This is a genomic window from Pseudomonas sp. 43NM1 (assembly GCF_002836905.1).
GTDB lineage: Bacteria > Pseudomonadota > Gammaproteobacteria > Pseudomonadales > Pseudomonadaceae > Aquipseudomonas > Aquipseudomonas prosekii.
Genome location: NZ_MKGS01000184.1, coordinates 27,863 through 47,475, shown reverse-complemented (window position 1 = coordinate 47,475; position 19,613 = coordinate 27,863). Strand labels below are relative to the sequence as shown.

17 protein-coding genes and 2 pseudogenes are annotated in these 19,613 nt (G+C 53.9%); 9 read left to right on the top strand and 10 right to left on the bottom strand.

Going from position 1 to position 19,613, the window contains the following annotated elements:
• Positions 1-7: 7 nt before the first annotated feature.
• The gene (locus BI292_RS23840; protein ID WP_101209403.1) at positions 8-763 is read left to right on the top strand and encodes a DUF4239 domain-containing protein; all 756 of its coding nucleotides are present in this window, start codon (positions 8-10) and stop codon (positions 761-763) included.
• A gap of 77 nt (positions 764-840) precedes the next feature.
• Here BI292_RS23840 and BI292_RS23835 read toward each other — a convergent pair whose 3' ends face one another.
• Complete coding sequence (locus tag BI292_RS23835; protein ID WP_371918751.1) at positions 841-1,017, bottom strand: hypothetical protein; 177 nt, start codon at positions 1,015-1,017, stop codon at positions 841-843.
• Between the two features lie 337 nt (positions 1,018-1,354).
• Between BI292_RS23835 and BI292_RS23830 the strand changes: the two genes are divergently transcribed.
• Positions 1,355-2,632 carry a DUF2254 domain-containing protein gene (locus BI292_RS23830; protein WP_101209401.1) on the top strand — a complete coding sequence of 426 codons (1,278 nt, stop codon included), beginning with the start codon at positions 1,355-1,357 and terminating at the stop codon, positions 2,630-2,632.
• A 3-nt stretch (positions 2,633-2,635) separates the two neighbouring features.
• Here BI292_RS23830 and BI292_RS23825 read toward each other — a convergent pair whose 3' ends face one another.
• Positions 2,636-3,916 carry a chloride channel protein gene (locus tag BI292_RS23825; RefSeq protein WP_101209400.1) on the bottom strand — a complete coding sequence of 427 codons (1,281 nt, stop codon included), beginning with the start codon at positions 3,914-3,916 and terminating at the stop codon, positions 2,636-2,638.
• Between the two features lie 167 nt (positions 3,917-4,083).
• Positions 4,084-5,538, bottom strand: coding sequence for a TrkH family potassium uptake protein (locus tag BI292_RS23820; RefSeq protein ID WP_101209399.1), 1,455 nt, complete (start codon positions 5,536-5,538; stop codon positions 4,084-4,086).
• Between the two features lie 351 nt (positions 5,539-5,889).
• Here BI292_RS23820 and BI292_RS23815 point away from each other — a divergent pair.
• The 3 genes and pseudogenes from BI292_RS23815 to BI292_RS23805 form a co-directional block, all read left to right on the top strand.
• A pseudogene (locus BI292_RS23815) lies at positions 5,890-6,123 on the top strand (integrase core domain-containing protein); the annotation flags it as partial.
• Positions 6,124-6,234: 111 nt separating this feature from the next.
• A complete protein-coding gene (locus BI292_RS23810; RefSeq protein WP_101209398.1) occupies positions 6,235-10,788 on the top strand; it encodes a CHASE domain-containing protein in 4,554 nt (1,517 codons plus the stop codon).
• On the top strand, positions 10,788-11,735 hold the full coding sequence (locus BI292_RS23805; protein ID WP_101209397.1) for a diguanylate cyclase: 948 nt from the start codon (positions 10,788-10,790) through the stop codon (positions 11,733-11,735). The genes BI292_RS23810 and BI292_RS23805 overlap by 1 nt, the downstream gene beginning before the upstream one ends.
• 233 nt (positions 11,736-11,968) lie before the next feature.
• On the opposite strand, the gene bla is transcribed toward BI292_RS23805, so the two are convergent.
• Entirely contained in the window at positions 11,969-12,868 is a 900-nt protein-coding gene (bla, locus tag BI292_RS23800) for a class A beta-lactamase (RefSeq protein WP_101209396.1), read from the bottom strand.
• A 236-nt stretch (positions 12,869-13,104) separates the two neighbouring features.
• Complete coding sequence (locus tag BI292_RS23795; protein WP_101209395.1) at positions 13,105-13,971, bottom strand: patatin-like phospholipase family protein; 867 nt, start codon at positions 13,969-13,971, stop codon at positions 13,105-13,107.
• Positions 13,972-14,175: 204 nt separating this feature from the next.
• Between BI292_RS23795 and BI292_RS29275 the strand changes: the two are divergent.
• The 4 genes and pseudogenes from BI292_RS29275 to BI292_RS23780 form a co-directional block, all read left to right on the top strand.
• A pseudogene (locus tag BI292_RS29275) lies at positions 14,176-14,331 on the top strand (TetR/AcrR family transcriptional regulator); the annotation flags it as partial.
• Between the two features lie 42 nt (positions 14,332-14,373).
• Complete coding sequence (locus BI292_RS23790) at positions 14,374-14,787, top strand: TetR family transcriptional regulator C-terminal domain-containing protein (RefSeq protein ID WP_256592738.1); 414 nt, start codon at positions 14,374-14,376, stop codon at positions 14,785-14,787.
• A 21-nt stretch (positions 14,788-14,808) separates the two neighbouring features.
• Positions 14,809-15,486 carry a glutathione S-transferase family protein gene (locus tag BI292_RS23785; RefSeq protein WP_101209393.1) on the top strand — a complete coding sequence of 226 codons (678 nt, stop codon included), beginning with the start codon at positions 14,809-14,811 and terminating at the stop codon, positions 15,484-15,486.
• Between the two features lie 12 nt (positions 15,487-15,498).
• Positions 15,499-16,197: a glutathione binding-like protein gene (locus BI292_RS23780; RefSeq protein WP_101209392.1), complete on the top strand. Its 699-nt coding sequence runs from the start codon at positions 15,499-15,501 to the stop codon at positions 16,195-16,197.
• Between the two features lie 37 nt (positions 16,198-16,234).
• On the opposite strand, the gene BI292_RS23775 is transcribed toward BI292_RS23780, so the two are convergent.
• From BI292_RS23775 to BI292_RS23755, 5 genes are all read right to left on the bottom strand, one after another.
• The gene (locus BI292_RS23775) at positions 16,235-16,981 is read right to left on the bottom strand and encodes a YkgJ family cysteine cluster protein (protein ID WP_101209391.1); all 747 of its coding nucleotides are present in this window, start codon (positions 16,979-16,981) and stop codon (positions 16,235-16,237) included.
• 149 nt (positions 16,982-17,130) lie between these two features.
• Positions 17,131-17,604 carry a DoxX family protein gene (locus BI292_RS23770; RefSeq protein WP_101209390.1) on the bottom strand — a complete coding sequence of 158 codons (474 nt, stop codon included), beginning with the start codon at positions 17,602-17,604 and terminating at the stop codon, positions 17,131-17,133.
• Positions 17,605-17,638: 34 nt separating this feature from the next.
• Positions 17,639-18,403 (bottom strand): DNA-binding domain-containing protein, encoded by a 765-nt coding sequence (locus tag BI292_RS23765; RefSeq protein ID WP_101209389.1) that lies wholly within the window; start codon positions 18,401-18,403, stop codon positions 17,639-17,641.
• A complete protein-coding gene (locus BI292_RS23760) occupies positions 18,400-19,254 on the bottom strand; it encodes a DUF692 domain-containing protein (protein WP_101209388.1) in 855 nt (284 codons plus the stop codon). The genes BI292_RS23765 and BI292_RS23760 overlap by 4 nt, the downstream gene beginning before the upstream one ends.
• Positions 19,255-19,282: 28 nt before the next feature.
• Positions 19,283-19,573, bottom strand: a complete 291-nt coding sequence (locus BI292_RS23755; RefSeq protein WP_101209387.1) for a DUF2282 domain-containing protein — start codon at positions 19,571-19,573, stop codon at positions 19,283-19,285.
• Positions 19,574-19,613 lie beyond the last annotated feature (40 nt).

Below are 19,613 nucleotides of genomic sequence, written 5' to 3'. Positions count from 1 at the left end.
AAGAAGTATGGACTCAACTTGGATCGCACTCGCCGTGTTTGGCTGTCTGTTGCTAGCCTCTCTCGTAATGATGAACTGCTACCCAAAGCTGGCTGCTCGTCACAGGGATGAGGAAACCAACGTGGTGGTTCGGTTGGTGGCCAATATCTTCGTCGTCATGACTTCGCTCGTCTTCGGCCTGATGATCAACTCGGCAAAAAACACTTTCGAGTCGATTGATGCGAGCTTCCATGCGTATGCAACGAGCCTGATTATTTTCGACCGCACATTGAATGCTTACGGCGAGGCAACGCATGAAACGCATGGGCATTTGATTACCTACCTAGAACAGGCCATTGCGAACCCGTATCGAGGAGACCAGGCACTAGAGCATCGCAAAAGCCCTGCAGCTCAATACCTCGACGAGATCGGCACTGCGCTGGGCCGCATAAAACCATCGGATCACTTTCATGAAATTATGATCCAAGATATTCGACAGCAGTATCATTCGCTGATCGAGCAGCGCTGGAGGATTGTCGAGCAATCTGATGGCACAATTCCAGGGCCTTTGATTGCGATGCTAGTAGCCTGGCTCACCCTTATCTTCGCGAGTTTTGGGTATCGAGCTCCGAAAAACCCAATGGTTATTGGGATGTTCGTCGTTGCGTCGACCTTGATCGCGGCGTCTGTATATCTGGTTCTGGACATAGATGAACCATTCCACGGCCCCATCCAGATATCTGATGAACCACTGCGGAGAGCTCTCGCCGAAATGCAGCTTTAAACGATCCATCGGGAGGGCTCGTCTTGTACGAAGGACATCTCTTTTGCAGACACAAGCGCGAGAGCCTGCTTAAGAGTTCAGGTACGATCTACCACTCGCAGAATCCTGCCATCCCTCACTTCATCCGCGTACCCCGTCAGCCTATCGGCCTCTATGTGTAGTTGTTCTATTTTCTTCATGGCTGCGAGTAGATCAGCATCACCGTACTGTTTAGCCATTCTGAACATTTCATGAGCGGCGTCTTCGAGCGCCATGGCTGCACTCTTCAGGTCACGGCGTAAATCTTGGTTCGTTTTTGCGAGCCCCATGAATATCCGCCTCTAAAAAAATTATCGTAGAGCTCTTTAGACTAATGCAGAGTAACCGGCCAGCCAACACACCTTCCTGGCCCCGACGCCAAAGGCGATGGTGTCCACCTCATTTTAAGTGGACACCATTTCTAGCCTTTTAAGAGGGTCTTTCATGCAGCCACAACGCCGTTCCTAACCCAGAAGACGTAGTTGATAGCCAAGGCGCAAACTACCATCGACATTACGAATAAACTTCTGCGCCGCCCGGTACTCAATTGACGTAGTCACTGAAGGATTGCACATGATCGCTCGTTGGCGTTGGGTAACGAATCAACTCACCAAACGGCTTTGGTTCAGAGCCTCCCTATTCTCCCTTCTAGGGGTAACTACGGCACTGTTCGCCGTTGTATTCAAGGATTTCATCCCGGAGTCATTGCCAGCGCGCATCGGCGCGGATGCTGTAGACAAGATTCTGGGGATCATTGCCTCCAGCATGCTGGCCGTCACAACTTTCTCGTTAAGTACGATGGTCACCGCTTATGGAGCCGCGAGCAGCGGAGTGACACCGCGTGCCACGACCCTGGTTATGGAAGACACCACGACCCAAAATGCCCTTGCCACGTTTATAGGCTCGTTCCTCTTTAGCCTAGTAGGAATCATCGCGTTGAGCACGGGCGCCTATGGCGCGCAAGGTCGAGTATTGCTGTTCGCAGTGACGATTATTGTGGTCATCCTGATCGTTTACACCCTCCTGCGTTGGATCGATCACCTGTCCAAACTCGGAAGGGTGGGAGAAACCATCGACCGAGTCGAGAAGGCTGCTATAGAGGCAATCACTCAACGAGTTCAGTGGCCCTATTTAGGCGGTTCAGCTTACCCGACCGATCTGTCGCTATCTCCTGGCGTAATCACCGTCAAAAGTGAGCTAACAGGCTATGTGCAACATATTGATGTGAGCGCACTTGGAGTTATCGTGCAGGACGATCAAATACAAGTTTATCTGGAGGTGCTTCCGGGGACATTTGTGCACGAGGGAATGCCACTGCTCCACATTGTGAGCTTGGCCAACACGAGGGCCTGTGATACCGATAATGCAAGAGAGAAGGTTTTAGCGACCCTGACCTTCGGCGTCCGTCGAACCTTTGAAAATGATCCCCGCTTCGGACTTTGTGTGCTCTCGGAAATCGCTTCTCGCGCCTTGTCGCCTGCGGTGAACGACCCAGGGACAGCCATCGATGTCATTGGCCGGGGAGTGAGGACTTTAACTTGCTGGAGCAAGCCTTACGTTTCTGGCTCGCAAACAAACCAAGGTTGTAAACAGGTCTTTCTCAGAGGATTGACGGTTGATGATCTGTTCGATGATTTTTTTGCCCCGATCAGCAGGGACGGTGCAGCTTTGCTGGAAGTAAATCTGCGCCTGTTAAAAGCCCTCATCAGTCTCGCTGAAATAAACCCTGCGATCTTCAAGGATGCATGCGACAGGCACGTGGCTCTTCTGATCACTCGTACCGACACCACGTTAACGCTGCAGCATGAGAAGGATCAACTGAAATTACTGGCTAGAGCGATGACACGGTAAGGCCTATCCAGTTGGATTCTTTGGCGTGGTGGAAGGCTCTGCGTTTTCGAGAAAGCCTCGCGCTAATTGCTCATACAGCTCAGGGCCCATTCTTGAACTGACAGCCTTGGCGATCAAGGCTACCGCCATGAGACTGATCACCATACTGTGGCTATCAATTATCTCCATCACAATGATGGCGGAGGTGATTCGCGACTGAGTAACGGCAGCCAGAAAACCAACCATGCAGAGTGCAATTGTGGGCTGCGCGGCCAGATGGAACAGCTCTGCGGTATTGGCGCCGACTGCGGCCCCTACAGCGAGCGAAGGGGCGAAAATACCTCCTGGAACATCAGAGAAGTAGGTCACTACGGTCGCTAGAAAGCGAGTAATGGGGGCGTGCCATGGCAGGACTACATCGGATGCGATGACTTGGGAGGTAATTCCGTACCCACTACCGAACGACATTCCGCCACTCAGCCAACCCAATATTGCGACGAGCAATCCATAGATGCCGGCAAACCACACCGGGTGCATGCGTCGCCAATGCCAGATGATGAAATGTGGGTGACGCTGTGGCCATAACAACATTCGGCTGAATAACCCACCCAATAGCCCACATCCAATCGCTATGACTAATGCCGGGACGACTATGTTGAGGTTGACGTCTTGGATGCCGAAATGACCGAAATAGTTGTAGTTTCCCTGCAAGGCAATGGCAACCATCCCAGACAGAATGATGGTGCTAAGAAGAACACCGCTGGTACGGGTTTCCAGCTTTCGTCCAAGCTCTTCTACCGCGAGTGCGATACCTGCCAGGGGCGTATTGAATGCTGCCGCAATACCCGCTGCACCTCCCGCCAGAATAAGATCCTCGCTGCGTACGATTCGCGCATTGGGCAGGAAGCGGTGAAAGAAGTGCATGATGGATGCCGCAACCTGAACTGAGGGGCCTTCACGCCCCGCCGAAAAGCCGCCCGTCAGCGCCAGAGTTCCGAGGCTTATCTTGGCGAAAGCAATGCGCAGTAAAACCAGTCTGTTAATGGGCTTACCTTGACGCGCAAGTCGTGTTGCTGCGATTACCTGAGGAATTCCGCTGCCTTGGGCTCCCACGAAAAAGCGCGTTGTCAACCAGACTACGAGTATGCCGATCAGTGGGGTGTAAATAAGAGGAAGCCACGCTCGCTCAGCGGTCTGTTGAGCAAACTGCACCAGAGCTATGTCCGCCAGCCTTGCAAAAGCCACCACCAGCAGCCCGACAATGGTAGCTGCAATCCATAGCGTTACCCTGGTGCGCCAGCGCATGGAGGCGAAGCCAGCATTATCGGTTTGATCACCCGAGGAGCTCCCATTGAAGTCGCCATATTGACCGCAAGACTAACCAAATAGCAGGTCGTTCCAAACAGCTTTGGGAGCGCCGTTAACGACAGGCTCTTTTTGCTCCTATGGTATTCACCTATCTATTGAGAGGACTAATACCTCCAATAAACCGGTGTGATGAGTACCAGCACGGTGAGTATCTCCAAACGTCCCAGCAGCATACCGATGGTAAGCAACCATTTTGCTGCGTCAGGTAATGATGAGAAGTTGCCAGCAGGCCCGATGATTGTGCCCAAGCCTGGCCCTACGTTGCACACCGCAGTAGCGGCTCCGCTCAACGCTGTCGTCCAATCTAGTCCGATCAGGGCAAGTCCTAGAGCGATCACCGCAATGGTGATAGTGAAGAAGAATGAAAAGGTCAAAAGCGAGCGTAAGACCTCTTCATCAACTGGATGGCCGTTGTACTTTTTGCTAATCACTGCACGAGGGTGGATCAACTGCTTCAGGCTACTCACTAACAGAGCACCAGCAACCTGGAAGCGGAAAATTTTAAGGCCTCCAGCCGTCGAGCCTGAACACCCACCGACAAAGGTCAGATAGAAAAAAAGCAAGACCGCGAAGCTGCCCCACAAGGTGTAATCGCCTACAGCAACTCCTGTGGTTGTGACGACCGAGGTCACGTTGACCGCCACGATACGAAACGCCTCCCACCATACGTAGTCACTGTTGAAACACAGCCACGTACCAACCGCCAGCCAGGTGACGACTAAAAAACCCACGAATCCGCGTACCTGGTGATCCTTGATCAGCGCACGCCGATTACCTCGCAGCGTCGCGACGTACAAGGTAAAGGGCAGGCTCCCCAGAATCATGATGACCACCGCTACCCAGTGAATCGCCGGCTGTGTCCAGTGGCCAAGTGACGCGTCCGACGTTGAGAATCCCCCAGTAGAGATCAACGACATTGCGTGATTGACCGCCTCAAAAGGCGTCATTCCCGCTATCCAGAGTGCCAGAGCCCCGATTCCAGTAAGTCCCAGATAGAGAAAGAGGATGTACTTAGCGGCCACATGGGAGCGAGGTGTAACTTTCTCCGACCAGTCTGAGGACTCTGTCTGGAAAAGACGCATGCCACCCACTCGCAACAATGGAAGGATCGCCACAGCCATGCCGATGAAGCCGATACCACCCAGCCAATGCAGCATCGAGCGCCAAATCAATAATCCCGGTGAAGCGGTATCCAAACCACTCAGGACAGTTGAACCCGTGGTTGTGATGCCGGACATCGTCTCAAAAAAAGCGTCGGTGTAACTTATTTGACTGATGAACACCATCGGCAACGCCGCGAACGTACAAACCACCACCCAACTGGCCGTCGTCAGTAGATACATATCTCTGGGGCGAAGCTGCGCGGTATCCGGGCGCCCTCGCATGATCAGCATGAGGCCGCAGATAAAGGTAATAAGGCTCGACCAGAGAAAGGCCGACAGATCATCGCTGCGCTCATAAGCCACCAGCGTGATCATTGGGATGGCCATGCTTACGGCCAACGTGATCAAAAAAATACCCAGGATGAAGCCGATAAGCCGCATTGCTGCGAGGGACATAGAAAAATCCTGCCAAATTAGCGCCGCGCAGTATCGGATGCTCAATCTTTGAGACCCGTAAATTTTGCGTAAATTTTCTATGGCCTATCGATTACCAAGGTTCGCCCGTTTGTTGGGCCACATCGACGATCCACTCGCCTAGCATCTTTCCCTTATAGTGTAGGGGGTCAAAGCCCATGACATTGAGCTGGCAACCAGAATGGTAAGCGGAGCGCGCCGGCCCACGACGGGCCAGTGGCTTGAGGATGGAGGCCCGCCAGGGCCGAAACCCGGACTCTCGGGGTTTGGTTTACGACAGCCGTCCGTCGGGGGGGGGCAAGCCCAAACGCCAGCGATGAAAGGACTATTGGAGGTGACCAGGCGTTGACTACGCCCGTTCGCAGCCCGCAGAGCAACGGCATGGCCAAGAACTTCGTGAAGACGATCAAACGTGACTACGTGGCGCACATGCCCAAGCAGGATCGAGAAACGGCGCTGCGTGACTTGGCAATTGCCTTCGAACATTACAACGAGCAGCATCCGCACAGCGTCTTGAACTATCGCTCACCGTGGGAATTCAGGCGCTTGGCAGCAGCATCAATTTAACGGGGAGTTGGTGTCCGGTTTTGTAGGGGCAAGTCCAGCGAACTAAGCTTCAGGCCCCCCGCCAGGGTTCGAAATTTAATAATTAAGGCGAATGCCTTCTGCAACGGGATTATGCAGGTGAGAAAAAAATATAAATTTTTTGCATGGGGCTGGGGAGTAGCTATCACTCTGGTAGTGGGGGGCGGAGCAAGCATCCTAGGAAGCTGGATCCTGGAGCGCATCAACGAACAGCGGGCTACAGAAGCTCTCGCAGTAACCACCGAGGATGCAGCAGAGTTGGTCTTAACGCGTCTCAATCTTTACCAATACGGATTGAGAGGTGCTCGTGGTGCTGTGCTGACAGCGGGTGAACATGGCATAAGTCGCGAGGTTTTCGACCGATATATCCAAACGCGTGATCTTGCATCTGAGTTCCCTGGCGCACGGGCGATGGGCTTTGTCAGGCGGGTGGCGGAGCGCGACGAAAGCGTTTTTCTCAAACAAGCCCGCGCCGATGGGAAAGCAGATTTCTCCATTCGCCAAATATCACCCGATTCAGGCGAGCGCTATGTCATCCAGTATGTCGCGCCTGTTGAAAGTAACCAAGCTGCAATCGGCCTGGATATTGCCTCAGAGACTTCTCGTCGCGAAGCCGCCGAATACGCTATGCAAAGCGGTAAAGCGCAGATCACCGGCCCCATCACGCTGATACAGGCGGTGGGTAAACCACAGCAGTCTTTTCTGGTTCTGATGCCGATTTACCGGGGAGGAGTGACCCCGGTCACCGCCACCGAACGCGATGCTGCAGCATTTGGCTGGAGCTATGCCGCGTTGCAAATGGAGGAGGTACTCAAAGGTCTGCGTATTGAAAATGAGACTGTGCATCTGCGAATGAGAGATATCACAGTCCCAGGACAAGAGGTGCTCTTTTATGAAAGTACCGACGACTCTACTAGCCATGAATCGCTGATGACCCATCAGCTGGAGCGGGAGGTATATGGGAGGCGGTGGCAAATAGAACTCGGCGCAAATCCGCTGTTCATCCAACGTTTGCATCAGGTTTCGCCGAAAGCACTGCTCATTCTTGGTGGTTTAGTCACCCTTCTACTGGCTGCTCTGGTTGGTGTAGTGGGTGTCAGTCGCCAACGTAGGCGTCAGATATTGGCCGAGCAGGCAAGTCTGGCCGCCATCGTCGAAAGCTCGGCCGATGGCATTATCGGAAAAACGCTTGATGGTATCGTCACCAATTGGAACAAGGGTGCCGAGCACCTTTTTGGCTATACCGCCGAGGAGGCAGTAGGCCAGACGCTGGTAAGCCTGATTGTTCCTGAGGAGTTTGTTGCTGAGGAGGTTCTCATCCTTGAACGCATCAAGACGGGAGAGCGAATCACCAGCTTTGATACTCAACGCCGTCGAAAGGATAGCCAGCTGATTGATGTCTCCGCCAGCATCTCACCCATTTATGGCGAGGGTGGTCGCGTCGTTGGAGCCTCCAAAACGATAAGGGATGTCTCTGCTAAAAAAGCAGCAGAGGCCCGAATTCTCGAACTCAATTCCAATCTCGAGGAACAGGTAGCGCAACGGACTTCCGAGTTGCGGCATCTCAATCTGTTGTTGGGCACTGTGCTGCGCTCGGCTACTGAGGTCTCGATCATCGCGACAGACCTTGAGGGTGTAATCCGTGTGTTCAACAAAGGCGCCGAGCATTTGTTGGGCTATGACGCCGATGAGTTACTGGGTAAACATACCCCTGCGCTATTCCATTTACCGGAGGAAGTCGCTGCTCGTGGCGCTGAGCTGACCGAGGAGTACGCTCAGGCAATCGAGGGTTTCCATGTGCTCGTCTATAAACCGGAACTTGAAGGTGCAGAAACACGGGAATGGACGTACATACGTAAGGAAGGCTCGCAGCTCCCAATCACTCTGGTGGTCACGGCCATGCGTGATGAGGATGGCGAGTTGAGCGGCTACCTGGGTATCGCGCTAGACATCACCGAACGTAAAGCCGCCGAAAAGGAGCTGTCTGCGAGTTTGGAGAGAACACAGAAACAACACAGCGAACTTATGGCGGCGCGTGATCATTTGTTGATGGCCGCTGAAGTGGCCGAGCTCGGCATCTGGTCTTGGACGTTAGCGGACAATTCCTTGCAGTGGAATGACCGTATGTTCGAGTTTTACGATCTGCCCCTGCTATTACGCAAAACTGGTCTGAGTTATGAGCATTGGTACTCTCGCGTCCATCCAGACGATGTTGTGGAAGCGGCTGGGCAGTTGAGTGCCGCAGTCAAGGGGCTGGATGTATACAATTCGATTTTTCGTGTTGTTCGGCTTGATGGCCAGATCCGCTATATCCATGCAGGTGCACAAATTGAACGCGATAACGGTGGTGTCGTATTGCGTGTGACCGGTATCAATCGTGACATAACTATCCAACGCGAGCTGGAGTCTCGCCTGCTTTATGCCAAGGAGCAGGCCGATGCAGCGAGTGCCGCCAAGTCTGCCTTCCTGGCCAACATGAGCCATGAAATACGCACGCCGATGAACGCTGTGTTGGGTATGTTGCAGTTGGTGCAAAATACTGACCTGAATGGCCGTCAGCTCGATTATGTGACCAAAGCGCAGACCGCTGCGAAATCGCTGCTGGGCTTGCTCAATGACATCCTCGATTACTCCAAGATTGAGGCCGGCAAGCTGCAACTCGATGTGCACCCGTTTGAGCTCGAACCACTCATGCGTGACCTAGCCGTTGTGTTGGCAGGCAACCAGGGTCAAAAAGAGGTCGAGGTCATGTTCGACCTGGACTCTAATTTACCCAACGACCTGAAAGGCGATAGCCTGCGGCTGCAACAGGTGCTGATAAACCTAGCGGGTAATGCTCTCAAGTTCACCATGGAAGGCCAGATAGTGGTCAGCGTCGAGCAACTGTTGCGCACAGAAAGCACTGTGAGCGTGCGCATTGCCGTTTCTGATACAGGCATTGGCATCAGTCCTGAACAACTTCAGCGAATTTTTGAAGGTTTCACTCAGGCCGAGGCGTCGACCACTCGCCGTTTTGGCGGCACAGGTTTGGGCTTGGTGATCTGCAAGCGGCTGGTCACCTTGATGGGCGGGGAGCTTCAGGTGGAGAGCAAACAGGGCGCCGGTAGTCGCTTCTGGTTCGATATAACCTTGGATGTAGCTAAGACTTCGCTGCTGAGGTCGGTCTGTCCAAAAGTCGATGTATCTATGCGGATATTGATCGTTGACGACAACGCCATGGCAGGTGAGTTGCTGCTGAGAACCGTTCACGCAATGGGATGGAAGGCCGATCACGTGAGTGATGGCACACTAGCGGTTGAGTCGGTAAAAAAAGCCCGGGCGCGAGGCGAAGCCTACGACGTGGTGCTGATGGACTGGCGGATGTCCGATATGGATGGGCTGAGCGCTGCGCAATTGATCCAGCAGCAAGGCAAAGGCATGCCACCGCCAAAGGTCATTATGATCACCGCTTACGGCCGCGAAGTTCTGGCCGATGCCCATCAAATGGGAGACGCTCCCTTCGTGGGATTTCTTACCAAGCCTGTTACTCCTAAACAGTTAGCCGATGCTGTTCTGCAAGCATTCGATGGCAAAGGTCTTTTGCAATCATCTCCATCTAGATCTGCCGTTGACAGGCCGCGCCGTCTTGCCGGGCTGCGGCTATTGGTAGTGGAAGACAATATGCTCAATCGGCAGGTTGCCGATGAGTTACTGGCAGGCGAGGGCGCTGAGGTGATGCTGGCTGAAGGTGGGCTTGAAGGTGTGAGTAGGGTAGTGACTGAAAGTGTGCCCTTCGACGCCGTGCTAATGGATATCCAGATGCCGGATATTGATGGTTTTGAGGCGACCCGTCGCATTCGATCGAATTCGCGCTTTGCAGCGTTGCCGATTGTGGCGATGACCGCAAATGCTTCCAATACAGACCGTGAGGCCTGCCTGGCGGCGGGGATGAATGCGCATGTCGGCAAGCCCATAAATTTGGAGCAACTCGTCGCAACGTTACTTTTTCAAACGGGCCGTGAGGAAAACCAAACCTCTCCAATTTTGAGGCAAGGCAATACAGCCGAAGGCGTGATCGAATCTCGTGCATCGATCATTGATCGATTTGGCGGTGATCTTGATTTGATCCGCAATGTGCTGCGGAACTTTGGCCCTGAATCGGAAAAACAGCTAATTCGGTTGCGAGATCAGATCCAGCGCCAAGATGCCCCGGGGGCCGCATTCGTGCTCCATTCCATTAAAGGCAGCAGCGGTACCATGGGGGCAAGCTCACTGTCGCTGCTGGCCGGCAACTTGGAGCACGCACTAAATCACGGTGGTGCAGAATCTGTCGCTAGCACCTTTGCTGACTCAACATGGATTGATCAATTAAGTGTGTTACTGCAACAAAGTCTTGAGCAGATGAATCTCGAATTTGGCCAGAGTCCACGTGAAAACATCAGTACAGGCGAGGATTCAATGGCGCCTGCGCATTGGAGAGAGTGCATGGAGGAGATCTTATTATTGCTGGAAGCTGGCAACCTACAAGCCATAGAGCTGGCAGACGCACTGGCGTCAAAAACTCCTCAATCCCTGCGGCCACAGTTTGACGAACTTGTTGCCATGGTTCAGTCGCTAGACTTTTCGGCTGCGATGCCGATTGGTCGTGAACTTTTGAGATCTGCCTGATGGAACAATCGATGGAAGCTTGGTTGCCGCATCCCCATAGCCGTCCAAAACTCCTAATTGTCGACGACCAACCGACAAATATCCGGGTACTCCATGAGCTATTTCGTGAGGACTGTGATGTGTTCATGGCCACCAGTGGTGAACAGGCGATCGGCGTATGCCAGCTACAACTACCCGACCTGATTTTGCTGGATGTGGTCATGGAGGGCATTGACGGGCATGAAGTATGTCGTCGACTCAAGGCTGACCCTGCGACCCAGGGCATTCCAATCATCTTCATTACCGCGCAGCAGCAGGAGTCAGATGAAGTGTCCGGTCTGGAGCTTGGCGCGGTGGACTTCATCAGCAAGCCCATCAATCCCACCATTGTCAGAGCTCGGGTAAGAACACATCTGACCTTGAAACTACAGAACGATCTGCTGCGTTCAATGGCGTTGATGGACGGCCTTACCGGAGTGGCCAACCGACGCAAATTCGATGAGGATATTTTGGCGGATTGGCGCCAGTGCTATAGAGAGCGAAAGCCGCTATCGCTCGTTTTAGTGGATGTCGATTTTTTCAAACGCTACAACGACCAATACGGGCATCAGGCGGGAGATGGCTGCTTGAAATCTGTTGCCCAAGAGTTATCCCTAACGGTTAGGCGCCCCTATGACCTAGTAGCTCGGTACGGCGGCGAAGAGTTTGCCTGCGTGTTGCCCAATACAAACCTTGCTGGCGCGGTAGAAATTGCAGAGCGAATGCAAGAGCGCATACGAGCTTTAGGTATCGAGCATTCTGCTTCAGATGTGGATAGTGTGGTCACGGTTTCTCTTGGCGTCGCAACGGTGACTCCCACTGGCGATCTTACTATCAGCGCTTTGATAGAGGCGGCGGACAAGCAACTCTACAGAGCGAAGATAGCTGGTAGAGCTAGGGTATGTTCATCAGCAATATCGTCCAAGTAAAAGTCTCTACTGCTGCAAAGGATGGTCTGAAGTAGCCATGTGTTTCTGGCTGACTTCGGCCATCGTCTATTTTTAAAGTGACGAGTCGATTCAACACGCTCAGATCACTAACTCTTTCCTGTCTTTTTAGCTGCTGCGAATACCATATATCGTCGAGACGTTGCTTCATCATACTGCTAGCGTCGTTAATGGGAGCGTAGTAAAGATATTTTTACTACGCTCCCCGTTTCGGCTCATACGTTGGAAGCTAACTTTCCGATCAATGCTATAGCTTTGTCACGTTGCTCTTTCGATGCATTTGGCATAAACGTATAGGCAATTGCGATCACGGCGCCCCGATCAGCAGGCCAGGCGACACCAATATCATTGGCATTGCCCACTCCATTAGTACCGGTTTTCTCTCCGACCAACCAGGATGCTGGCATACCGGCCCGCAGTCGAGCACCCCCAGTCTTGCCCTCTATCATCCATGCCGCTAGCTGATGCCGAGAAGAGGGCAAAAGCACTTCCCCGAGCAGCAGTAGCTGTAAAGTCTTCATCATGGCTAGTGGTGTGGTGGTGTCCCGTTCATCACCCTCATGATCATGTTCATTGAGGTCTGGCTCGTAACGATCCAACCTGGTGGTATCGTCACTAATAGAGCGCAAATATGCGGTGACTGCTTCCGGGCCACCAACGCTTCGAATCAAAACGTTGGCGGCTGCATTGTCGCTCCACGCTACGGCTGCCTGACATAGCTCTGCGACTGTTATGCCTGGCTCGCCGAGTTGTTTCTCGGTGATGGGTGTCCACCCACCAAGGTCTGACTCACTGACTACGAGGCGGTGATCAAAGGTCTCTTCACCGCTGTCGACCCTTGCTAGCACTGCCGCTGCGATGAATAGCTTGCTAGTGCTATTGAAAAGGAATCGCTCATTGCCTCTATGGCTAGCGATGGCCCCTGTGGAGCAGTTCATCAGTGCGACGCCCAGCCTTCCTCCATGCTCGCGCTCAAGTTTTTGCAGTTGTATCTCGATGTCGTTTGCAGCGGTGGGTGAAGGGGCTGTAATGGCCAACGCAGGTGCCTGGATGGCGAATGCAGCACTGGCTGCCGTCATCGATGCGATAATCTGGCGGCGTGAAAATGTCGGCATGAAGAGGCGCCTATGAAGTATTAAAGTTGAGTTCTGAATTATACCAGAAGGTATAGTTCATTCTCCTGTACTGCTCGGGTGTTATATATCCGGAAGTTTCCGCCTGTTTTATCGGGGCGCTACCGCTATTTAAAACCGCACATTGAATGGTCACTGATTTCGTAAAACCCAGCGGGATGAATGCAGTTGGCAGCAGCCAGCAGTGCAAATATGTTTAGGTGGGGAGGGCTATTTACCTAATCAACGTGATGGGTGTGAGCCTGTAGAGAATCCGGCACCCCTGTACGAATCAGCCCGCCTTCTTCGATCCACGTCTGGGTCGATTGATAGGCACGTTGTAGCAATTGATCGGTTTGGCTGAAATCGAACACTGATGCATTTAGAGGGCACAATGGAGCAACGACATGGATAGAGGCCCGCGAGGCGTACAATTCAATGTCTCGAACCAGTTGGCGCATGCTCATCAGATTCAGTGTGTGCAGGGCTAGCGCCACGAGCCCGAGCGGTGGCTTCGGGCAAGCACAACCGAATCCGGTGGGCACCACCACGACGCGCGTTGCCCCCAGCGCAACCGCACTGGCAATCGGCGTATTGCTGGCTACACCGCCGTCGATCAAGAACTTCTCGCCGATTCGCACGGTCGGAAACACCAGCGGAATTGCAGCACTGGCGAGCAACGCCTGTTCGGCATTCCCGCTGGACAGCAGTTCTTCGGCACCGCTGAGCAGATTGGTGGTGACGATATGCAGTGGCAACTCAGTGTCTTCGATCAGCTCGACCGGCAGCGATCGGCGCGCCAGGCGTTGTAATGCTGACGCGCGCAGCAGATGCCCGCGTCGCTGCAGTATCGCCGTGAGCGTGTCGAGTACCGAGAATGGGAACACATCGTCCTTGCGCAAGCCTCGCCAGAAGTTCGCTAGTTCCGCCACTCCCTGCGCGTTCGGTTTGGCGGCGAAGTACGCACCGTTGATGGCACCGACCGACGCACCCACCACTAGGTCGAATGAAACCTGCGCCTCGACCAGTGCTTGCAACATGCCAACCTGAACAGCTCCCAGGCTACCGCCACCCGCGAGGACGAGTGCAGTTTTTACCGTGGGCATAGTAAACCTCCAGTGGTTACGCGCTTCAGACATTACAAGCGTAGCTGGAGAGAATGCGCTTCCCCAATCCCAATCCCAATGCTAGCGCCATTGGAACGCCCGCCCGGAAGGTGAGTCGTGTGGTCAGGTGCTAATTTTATTTTGTGTCGATCGATACAAAACCTGTGTTACCGTCTACGACAAATATGCAGAGCACCCCAGTCAATGGCCCGGCCTCGTACATTCGATGAATCAAAGGTTCTAACCTCCATAGTCGAGGCATTTTGGACTCAGGGATACGAGGGCACTTCAACCAGAGACCTTGTCAGGTGCACAGGCCTTAACCAGCCAAGCCTTTACAACGCTTTTGGCGACAAGCGCAGTCTTTATCGTCACGCCCTTGAGCATTATCTGGAATGTGGCGTGCGTGAGCGAATTCGGCGCCTCGAGGAGTTGCCAGATCCAGGATTGGCCATTACCGGTTTCTTTGCAGAAGTGCTGTATCGCACGCTGAACGATCCGCTGAATCGTGGATGCCTGTTGGTGAACTCTGCCCTCGAAACGAATGCAGAGGACGCAGACTTGCGTCAGGCAGTGTCAGAAGAACTTGAGACCATCCGCAGTTTTTTTGAAAGCCGCCTACATGCCTTCAGCTTGCAACGCGCAGTCGCCACAGGGATCGATGCAAAGCAGGGCGCTCATCACTTGCTCAGCGTATTGCTTGGGATTCGCGTGTTGGCACGGATCAACCCGGATCCTGCGTGTGTAACAGACGCTATTGGTATTGCACTCAACAGCCTTGGGCTTCCGCCCTTGGCGCTCTGCGACATTCATTGAAAGCCACTGTACGGAGTCAACATGATCAAGTTCTACTATCACCCGTCTCCCAACCCCGCGAAAGTCGCTCTTTTCCTGGAGGAAGCGGGTCTTGAGTACGACCTCATCCCTGTCGATACGCGAAAGGGGGAGCAACACGATCCGGCGTTTCTCAAGATCAACCCCAATGCCAAGACGCCGGCTTTGGTCGACGGCGAGAACGTAGTGTTCGACAGCAACGCCATACTGCTTTATCTGGCCGAAAAGAGCGGGAAGTTCCTGCCTGCCGACAACCTCAAAATACGCGGCGAAATGTATACCTGGCTCATGTTCGTTGCGACTGGCATTGGCCCGTATTCTGGCCAGGCGGTGCATTTCAAACACTTCGCACCAGAACCGAAAGACTACGCCGTGACTCGCTACACCTTTGAGGCCTGGCGTCACTGGTCGATTATCAACGATCGCCTGGCGAACCAGCCTTACATGCTAGGAAGTGAGTACACGTTGGTGGATATGGCCGTCTGGGGTTGGGCGCGTGCAGTACCGTTCATTTTGGGTGAACAGGCTTGGGAAAAACTTCCAAACGTGAAACGGCTTCTCGACGACATCAATGCGCGTCCGGCTGCCCAGCGTGCTGAAGCGCTGAAGACCCAGCACAGTTACAAGACAGAGATGGATGCTGACGCTCGCAAGGCAATGTTCCCGCAGATTTCTCAGTAGAGGTTCCAGGGCATGATCGACTTGTATTACTGGACTACTCCTAACGGGCACAAGATCACTCTGTTCCTCGAGGAGTCAGGGCAGCCTTATCGCATCGTGCCAGTGAACATTGGAAAGGGGGAGCAGTTCAGTCCGTCGATTCTGAACATCGCACCCAATAACCGTATTCCTGCCATTGTCGATCATGAACCGCTAGAAGGTGGTCAACCGTTGTCGATCTTTGAGTCGGGCGCCATTTTGTTGTACCTGGCAGACAAAACTCATCAGTTCATTCCTGATGATCTGCGAGGCCGTAATGAAGCCTTGCAGTGGCTGTTCTGGCAGATGGGCGGGTTGGGCCCAATGGCAGGACAGAACCATCACTTCGTCCAATACGCTCCGGAGCCGATTGCCTATGCGCAGGAGCGCTACATCAAGGAAACCGCTCGGTTGTATGGCGTGTTGAATAAACACTTAGCGGATGGCCGTGACTACATTGCTGGCGACTACAGCATTGCCGACATGGCGAGCTACCCATGGATTGTGCCTCACAGGCGGCAGCAGCAAGACCTTGCCGATTTCCCTCATTTGGCTCACTGGTTTGAGCGAGTAGGTGATCGACCTGCGACAAAGCGTGCTTATGCACTGGCGGTACGAATCAACACCGCACCGGTGGTCGACGAGGAAACACGCAAGCTGCTATTCAACCAGGACGCGAGCACGGTTCGATAAGCGAAACATACATGTGTGGTCGGTCTGTGAAGGCAATTCATAAGGTATGGAAGATGTAATCGGTGGAATCGTTGACAGCCATTGCCAGATTCGCCATGGCCAATCGTTCACCTAGTGATGGATCATCGACCCGCACTTGCCACTCAAAGTCGGGATAATCCTCTGAATCACCTTTGGCGCTGTCTATAGCCTCTAGCAGTTTTGTCCGATGCGGAAAATAAACGGCCAGCGCATTGTCTTTCCAACTCGTCACATTCAATCCTAGTTGCGCACAGATGGCGACCTTGCTTGAGGCGTCGGATTTGTCTGCTTGACGAGACTGATTGATGAGGGCTTCCAGCGCCGGATTGGCGCGTCCATCGGTACAGAGAATGTCGTTGCTCTCCCATGCTTGCGGCGGGCACACCTTGTTGTCTTGGCGTAGCGGAATGAATGGGTTGATCTCCATCGGATAAATGCGGCAAACCAATGGGCGTTCTTCGTAGATGCCGCAAAGATTATCCGTTCTGAGGTTGGGACATTGCTTGAGGGCTTTGCCAGCAAATACGGCGATGACGTTTATCCGGGATCCACCGCAACGTACGCTTACCGACCGACCTCTGGCGTGGGCGAATTCCTCTGATGAACAAGGCCAGTTCGATTCGTCGAAGGCCTCGACAATCACCGCGACGTCATGCCCCCGGGTCAACCATTGTTGCGCCTCAGCTAACGTTAACGGTATCAGTCTGCCTTTGCAGCAAATGCCGCAGCCTACGCAGGAAAATCGGACGTCATTGCTCTGCATGTGAATTACCTGGAAGTTGCAGCCCTACGGAAGGCGGGCGTTGTATTGGCGTGATTTGCGTCGCACGGAGAACGAAGCGTTTAGCGGTACACGGGTTGCCGAACCATCAACAAGGTTGCTTCCTGAAACCATTCTCCATAGTGAAGGTTTCATCGGATGCCCAGTCGCCGATCGAGTGAAAGTGATCCTGCCCCGCGCGCGAAGATGAGCAGTAGCAGGCCTGCCCAAGAAAGATGAGTTGGCCAGGCATCGGGGTAGACAAACACCTCGATGACAAAGGTCATGCCCAGCAATGCCAATGCTGATAAACGGGTAAACAGGCCCAGCACCAGAAGCACGGGAAACAGATGCTCGCTGTACGTCGAAAGGTGTGCTGCCAATTCTGGAGAGATCAACGGCAACGCGTATTCCGTGCGGAACAGTTCATAGGTGCTCGGTGTGATTGTCATAAAGTCCGTGACTTTGGTGCGTCCGGACATGAAGAAAATGGCGGCGATGGCGATGCGCGCCACCAGCACCAAAAACGAATCGCCGATGAGTGTGCTCAGTCGGTTCGCGACGCGATTCCAGAGGCCGCGCAGGGAGTGGTCAGCGGCGGGTGAGCGGGTTTGGAGGGTGTCCATGGCTTGCTCCGTTGATGATGTCAGTAATCAGTTTTCAGGAGGGGCGGCCCAAGTCCACCGCAGCGAATGCATCGGCACTCACCAGGCAGATAATGAGATTCTCCAGATTCAGGTCTGGTTCGGCTTCAATGGCCTTGTCTGCTGCGAGGTCAAGTGGCAACTGCTTTGCGCACGCATCCAGAAACGCGCAGTCCGCAACGCTGACGGCTTGCCAATGCACGCGACCGGCTTTACGTGTCAGCAGCGCGCCTTCACCTTGCCATTCGAGTTCTTCAGGCATTTCCAGTTGTTCGCGATTGACACGCCATATCGTGTAGGCCGGACAATCGGGCAGCCAGATCCAGCGGGCAGAGGCTCGTGGTTTTAGCTGGAGGTTGCCAAGTTCCGTCTCGGGAAATTGCGACAATTCGTTCAGCTCCAGACCCGATTCATCAACGGCGCAATGCACTTGAGTCCAGAGCAAATCCAGTCGGGCGACACCGCCCAAGTAGGGCATTTCGCGAGCATGCTCAAATTCGTCGAGAAAGCGGGGGAAGTCGCTGCCATAGTGCAGCAACCGGGCATCCGTTGGCGGCGAAAGGCGTGCGTATATCGCGATCGCACTTCTGAGCCAGTCAGTACCCACCAGGCGCTCTACAGTCGGAAAATTGGCGAGTAGCGCATCAGTCGAGCCCTTGAGTACCGTATTGCGATACACCGTAAAACCGGGCTGAGTGGTAAGTGAGTCCATGAGGGATGATTCGGTGCCATACAACGCATCCACGAATGCATCCTGAAATCTCGTGAGCGACGTCTTCATATCGCAACCTGCAATCGTTGGTTTTGCCCAAGGTTCAGCACGCTTTGTGCTCGGTTGCGTTCGGCCAGTAAAGCGTCGAAGCCAGGGATATGGTCATCACGTTCAATCAGTGTCGGACGCTGGCCGATCCGCTCAATCAGACGTCGATACAACGTCCAGACGTCCTCGGCTACAGGGGCGTCGTGGGTATCAATCAATAACGTGGAGTTGCCAGGATCCACGGCGTATCCGGCCAGATGGATTTCCATGATCGCCGACGCCGGGAAGGCGTCCAGGTAGGCCGCCGCATCGAATTCCAGGTTGTGGGCGCTGATGTGCACGTTATTTACATCCAGCAGTAATCCGCAGCCCGTTCGCTGACTCAGCTCAGTCAGAAAGTCGAGTTCGCTGTATTCATGACCTTCAAGTTGTAAATAGTGGGTCGGGTTTTCGATCGCAATGCGACGTCCCAGGACATCTTGCGTGCGTTGGATATTGCTTGCGATGCGCCGCAACGCCTCGCCAGTGCGGGGAAATGGCAGCAAGTCAGGATGGTATTGGCCACGCCACGCTGACCACGCGAGGTGCTCGGAAATCAATGTAGGTTGAACGCGATCCGCGAGCATTTTCAGGCGTTTCAAATGCTCCTCGTCCGGCGGACAGTCCGCCGCCAGCGAGAGCGAGACACCGTGCAACGATAGTGGGTGTCGCTCGCCAATGGCCTCTAACCATGCCAAACGGGGGCCACCACCAACCATGTAGTTTTCCGGATGAACTTCGAACCAGAGACCCTCGGCGGTACACTCGAGGGCGTCCTCATAGTGGTTCGGTTTGAGGCCGAGTCCGGCCCCGATCTGGAAATGTTTGTTCATGGCTGGCGTGTGCCCCGTGGTGTTGACGTTACATTGCTGTAAGAGTGCCGGTGCCTTTTGGTGTCTTGATAGTGGTGCAAGTACCGACTGGAACGTTTTTCCAGGCGTTAGGTTGGTAATCCATTTTGGCAGTGCCAGCACAGGTGGTGCCGGCGCCGGCTTTGCAATCGTTGTGACCAGCCATGGCAACGCCGTAACATTTTTCCATCGCGCCTGCTTTATCCATGGAACCGGCTGCGGTTGGGGTCTCTGCGGCAATGGCGCCGGCAGCGAAGGAAGAAAAGGCAACGGCGAGGGCGGCAAGTTTCAGATTGTTCATGGCTGTTTCTCCGGGATCATAAGGACGGGTCGATGCATCA

Excerpts from the sequence above, each read along its gene's own strand:
- BI292_RS23810 (WP_101209398.1), top strand. The coding sequence starts at position 6,235 with ATGCAGGTGAGAAAAAAATATAAATTTTTTGCATGGGGCTGGGGAGTA.
- BI292_RS23835 (WP_371918751.1), bottom strand. The coding sequence starts at position 1,017 with ATGGCGCTCGAAGACGCCGCTCATGAAATGTTCAGAATGGCTAAACAG.
- BI292_RS23785 (WP_101209393.1), top strand. The coding sequence starts at position 14,809 with ATGATCAAGTTCTACTATCACCCGTCTCCCAACCCCGCGAAAGTCGCT.
- bla (WP_101209396.1), bottom strand. The coding sequence starts at position 12,868 with ATGCCGACATTTTCACGCCGCCAGATTATCGCATCGATGACGGCAGCC.
- BI292_RS23795 (WP_101209395.1), bottom strand. The coding sequence starts at position 13,971 with ATGCCCACGGTAAAAACTGCACTCGTCCTCGCGGGTGGCGGTAGCCTG.
- BI292_RS23830 (WP_101209401.1), top strand. The coding sequence starts at position 1,355 with ATGATCGCTCGTTGGCGTTGGGTAACGAATCAACTCACCAAACGGCTT.
- BI292_RS23840 (WP_101209403.1), top strand. The coding sequence starts at position 8 with ATGGACTCAACTTGGATCGCACTCGCCGTGTTTGGCTGTCTGTTGCTA.
- BI292_RS23820 (WP_101209399.1), bottom strand. The coding sequence starts at position 5,538 with ATGTCCCTCGCAGCAATGCGGCTTATCGGCTTCATCCTGGGTATTTTT.
- BI292_RS23825 (WP_101209400.1), bottom strand. The coding sequence starts at position 3,916 with ATGCGCTGGCGCACCAGGGTAACGCTATGGATTGCAGCTACCATTGTC.
- BI292_RS23780 (WP_101209392.1), top strand. The coding sequence starts at position 15,499 with ATGATCGACTTGTATTACTGGACTACTCCTAACGGGCACAAGATCACT.
- BI292_RS23755 (WP_101209387.1), bottom strand. The coding sequence starts at position 19,573 with ATGAACAATCTGAAACTTGCCGCCCTCGCCGTTGCCTTTTCTTCCTTC.
- BI292_RS23775 (WP_101209391.1), bottom strand. The coding sequence starts at position 16,981 with ATGCAGAGCAATGACGTCCGATTTTCCTGCGTAGGCTGCGGCATTTGC.
- BI292_RS23765 (WP_101209389.1), bottom strand. The coding sequence starts at position 18,403 with ATGAAGACGTCGCTCACGAGATTTCAGGATGCATTCGTGGATGCGTTG.
- BI292_RS23760 (WP_101209388.1), bottom strand. The coding sequence starts at position 19,254 with ATGAACAAACATTTCCAGATCGGGGCCGGACTCGGCCTCAAACCGAAC.
- BI292_RS23805 (WP_101209397.1), top strand. The coding sequence starts at position 10,788 with ATGGAACAATCGATGGAAGCTTGGTTGCCGCATCCCCATAGCCGTCCA.
- BI292_RS23770 (WP_101209390.1), bottom strand. The coding sequence starts at position 17,604 with ATGGACACCCTCCAAACCCGCTCACCCGCCGCTGACCACTCCCTGCGC.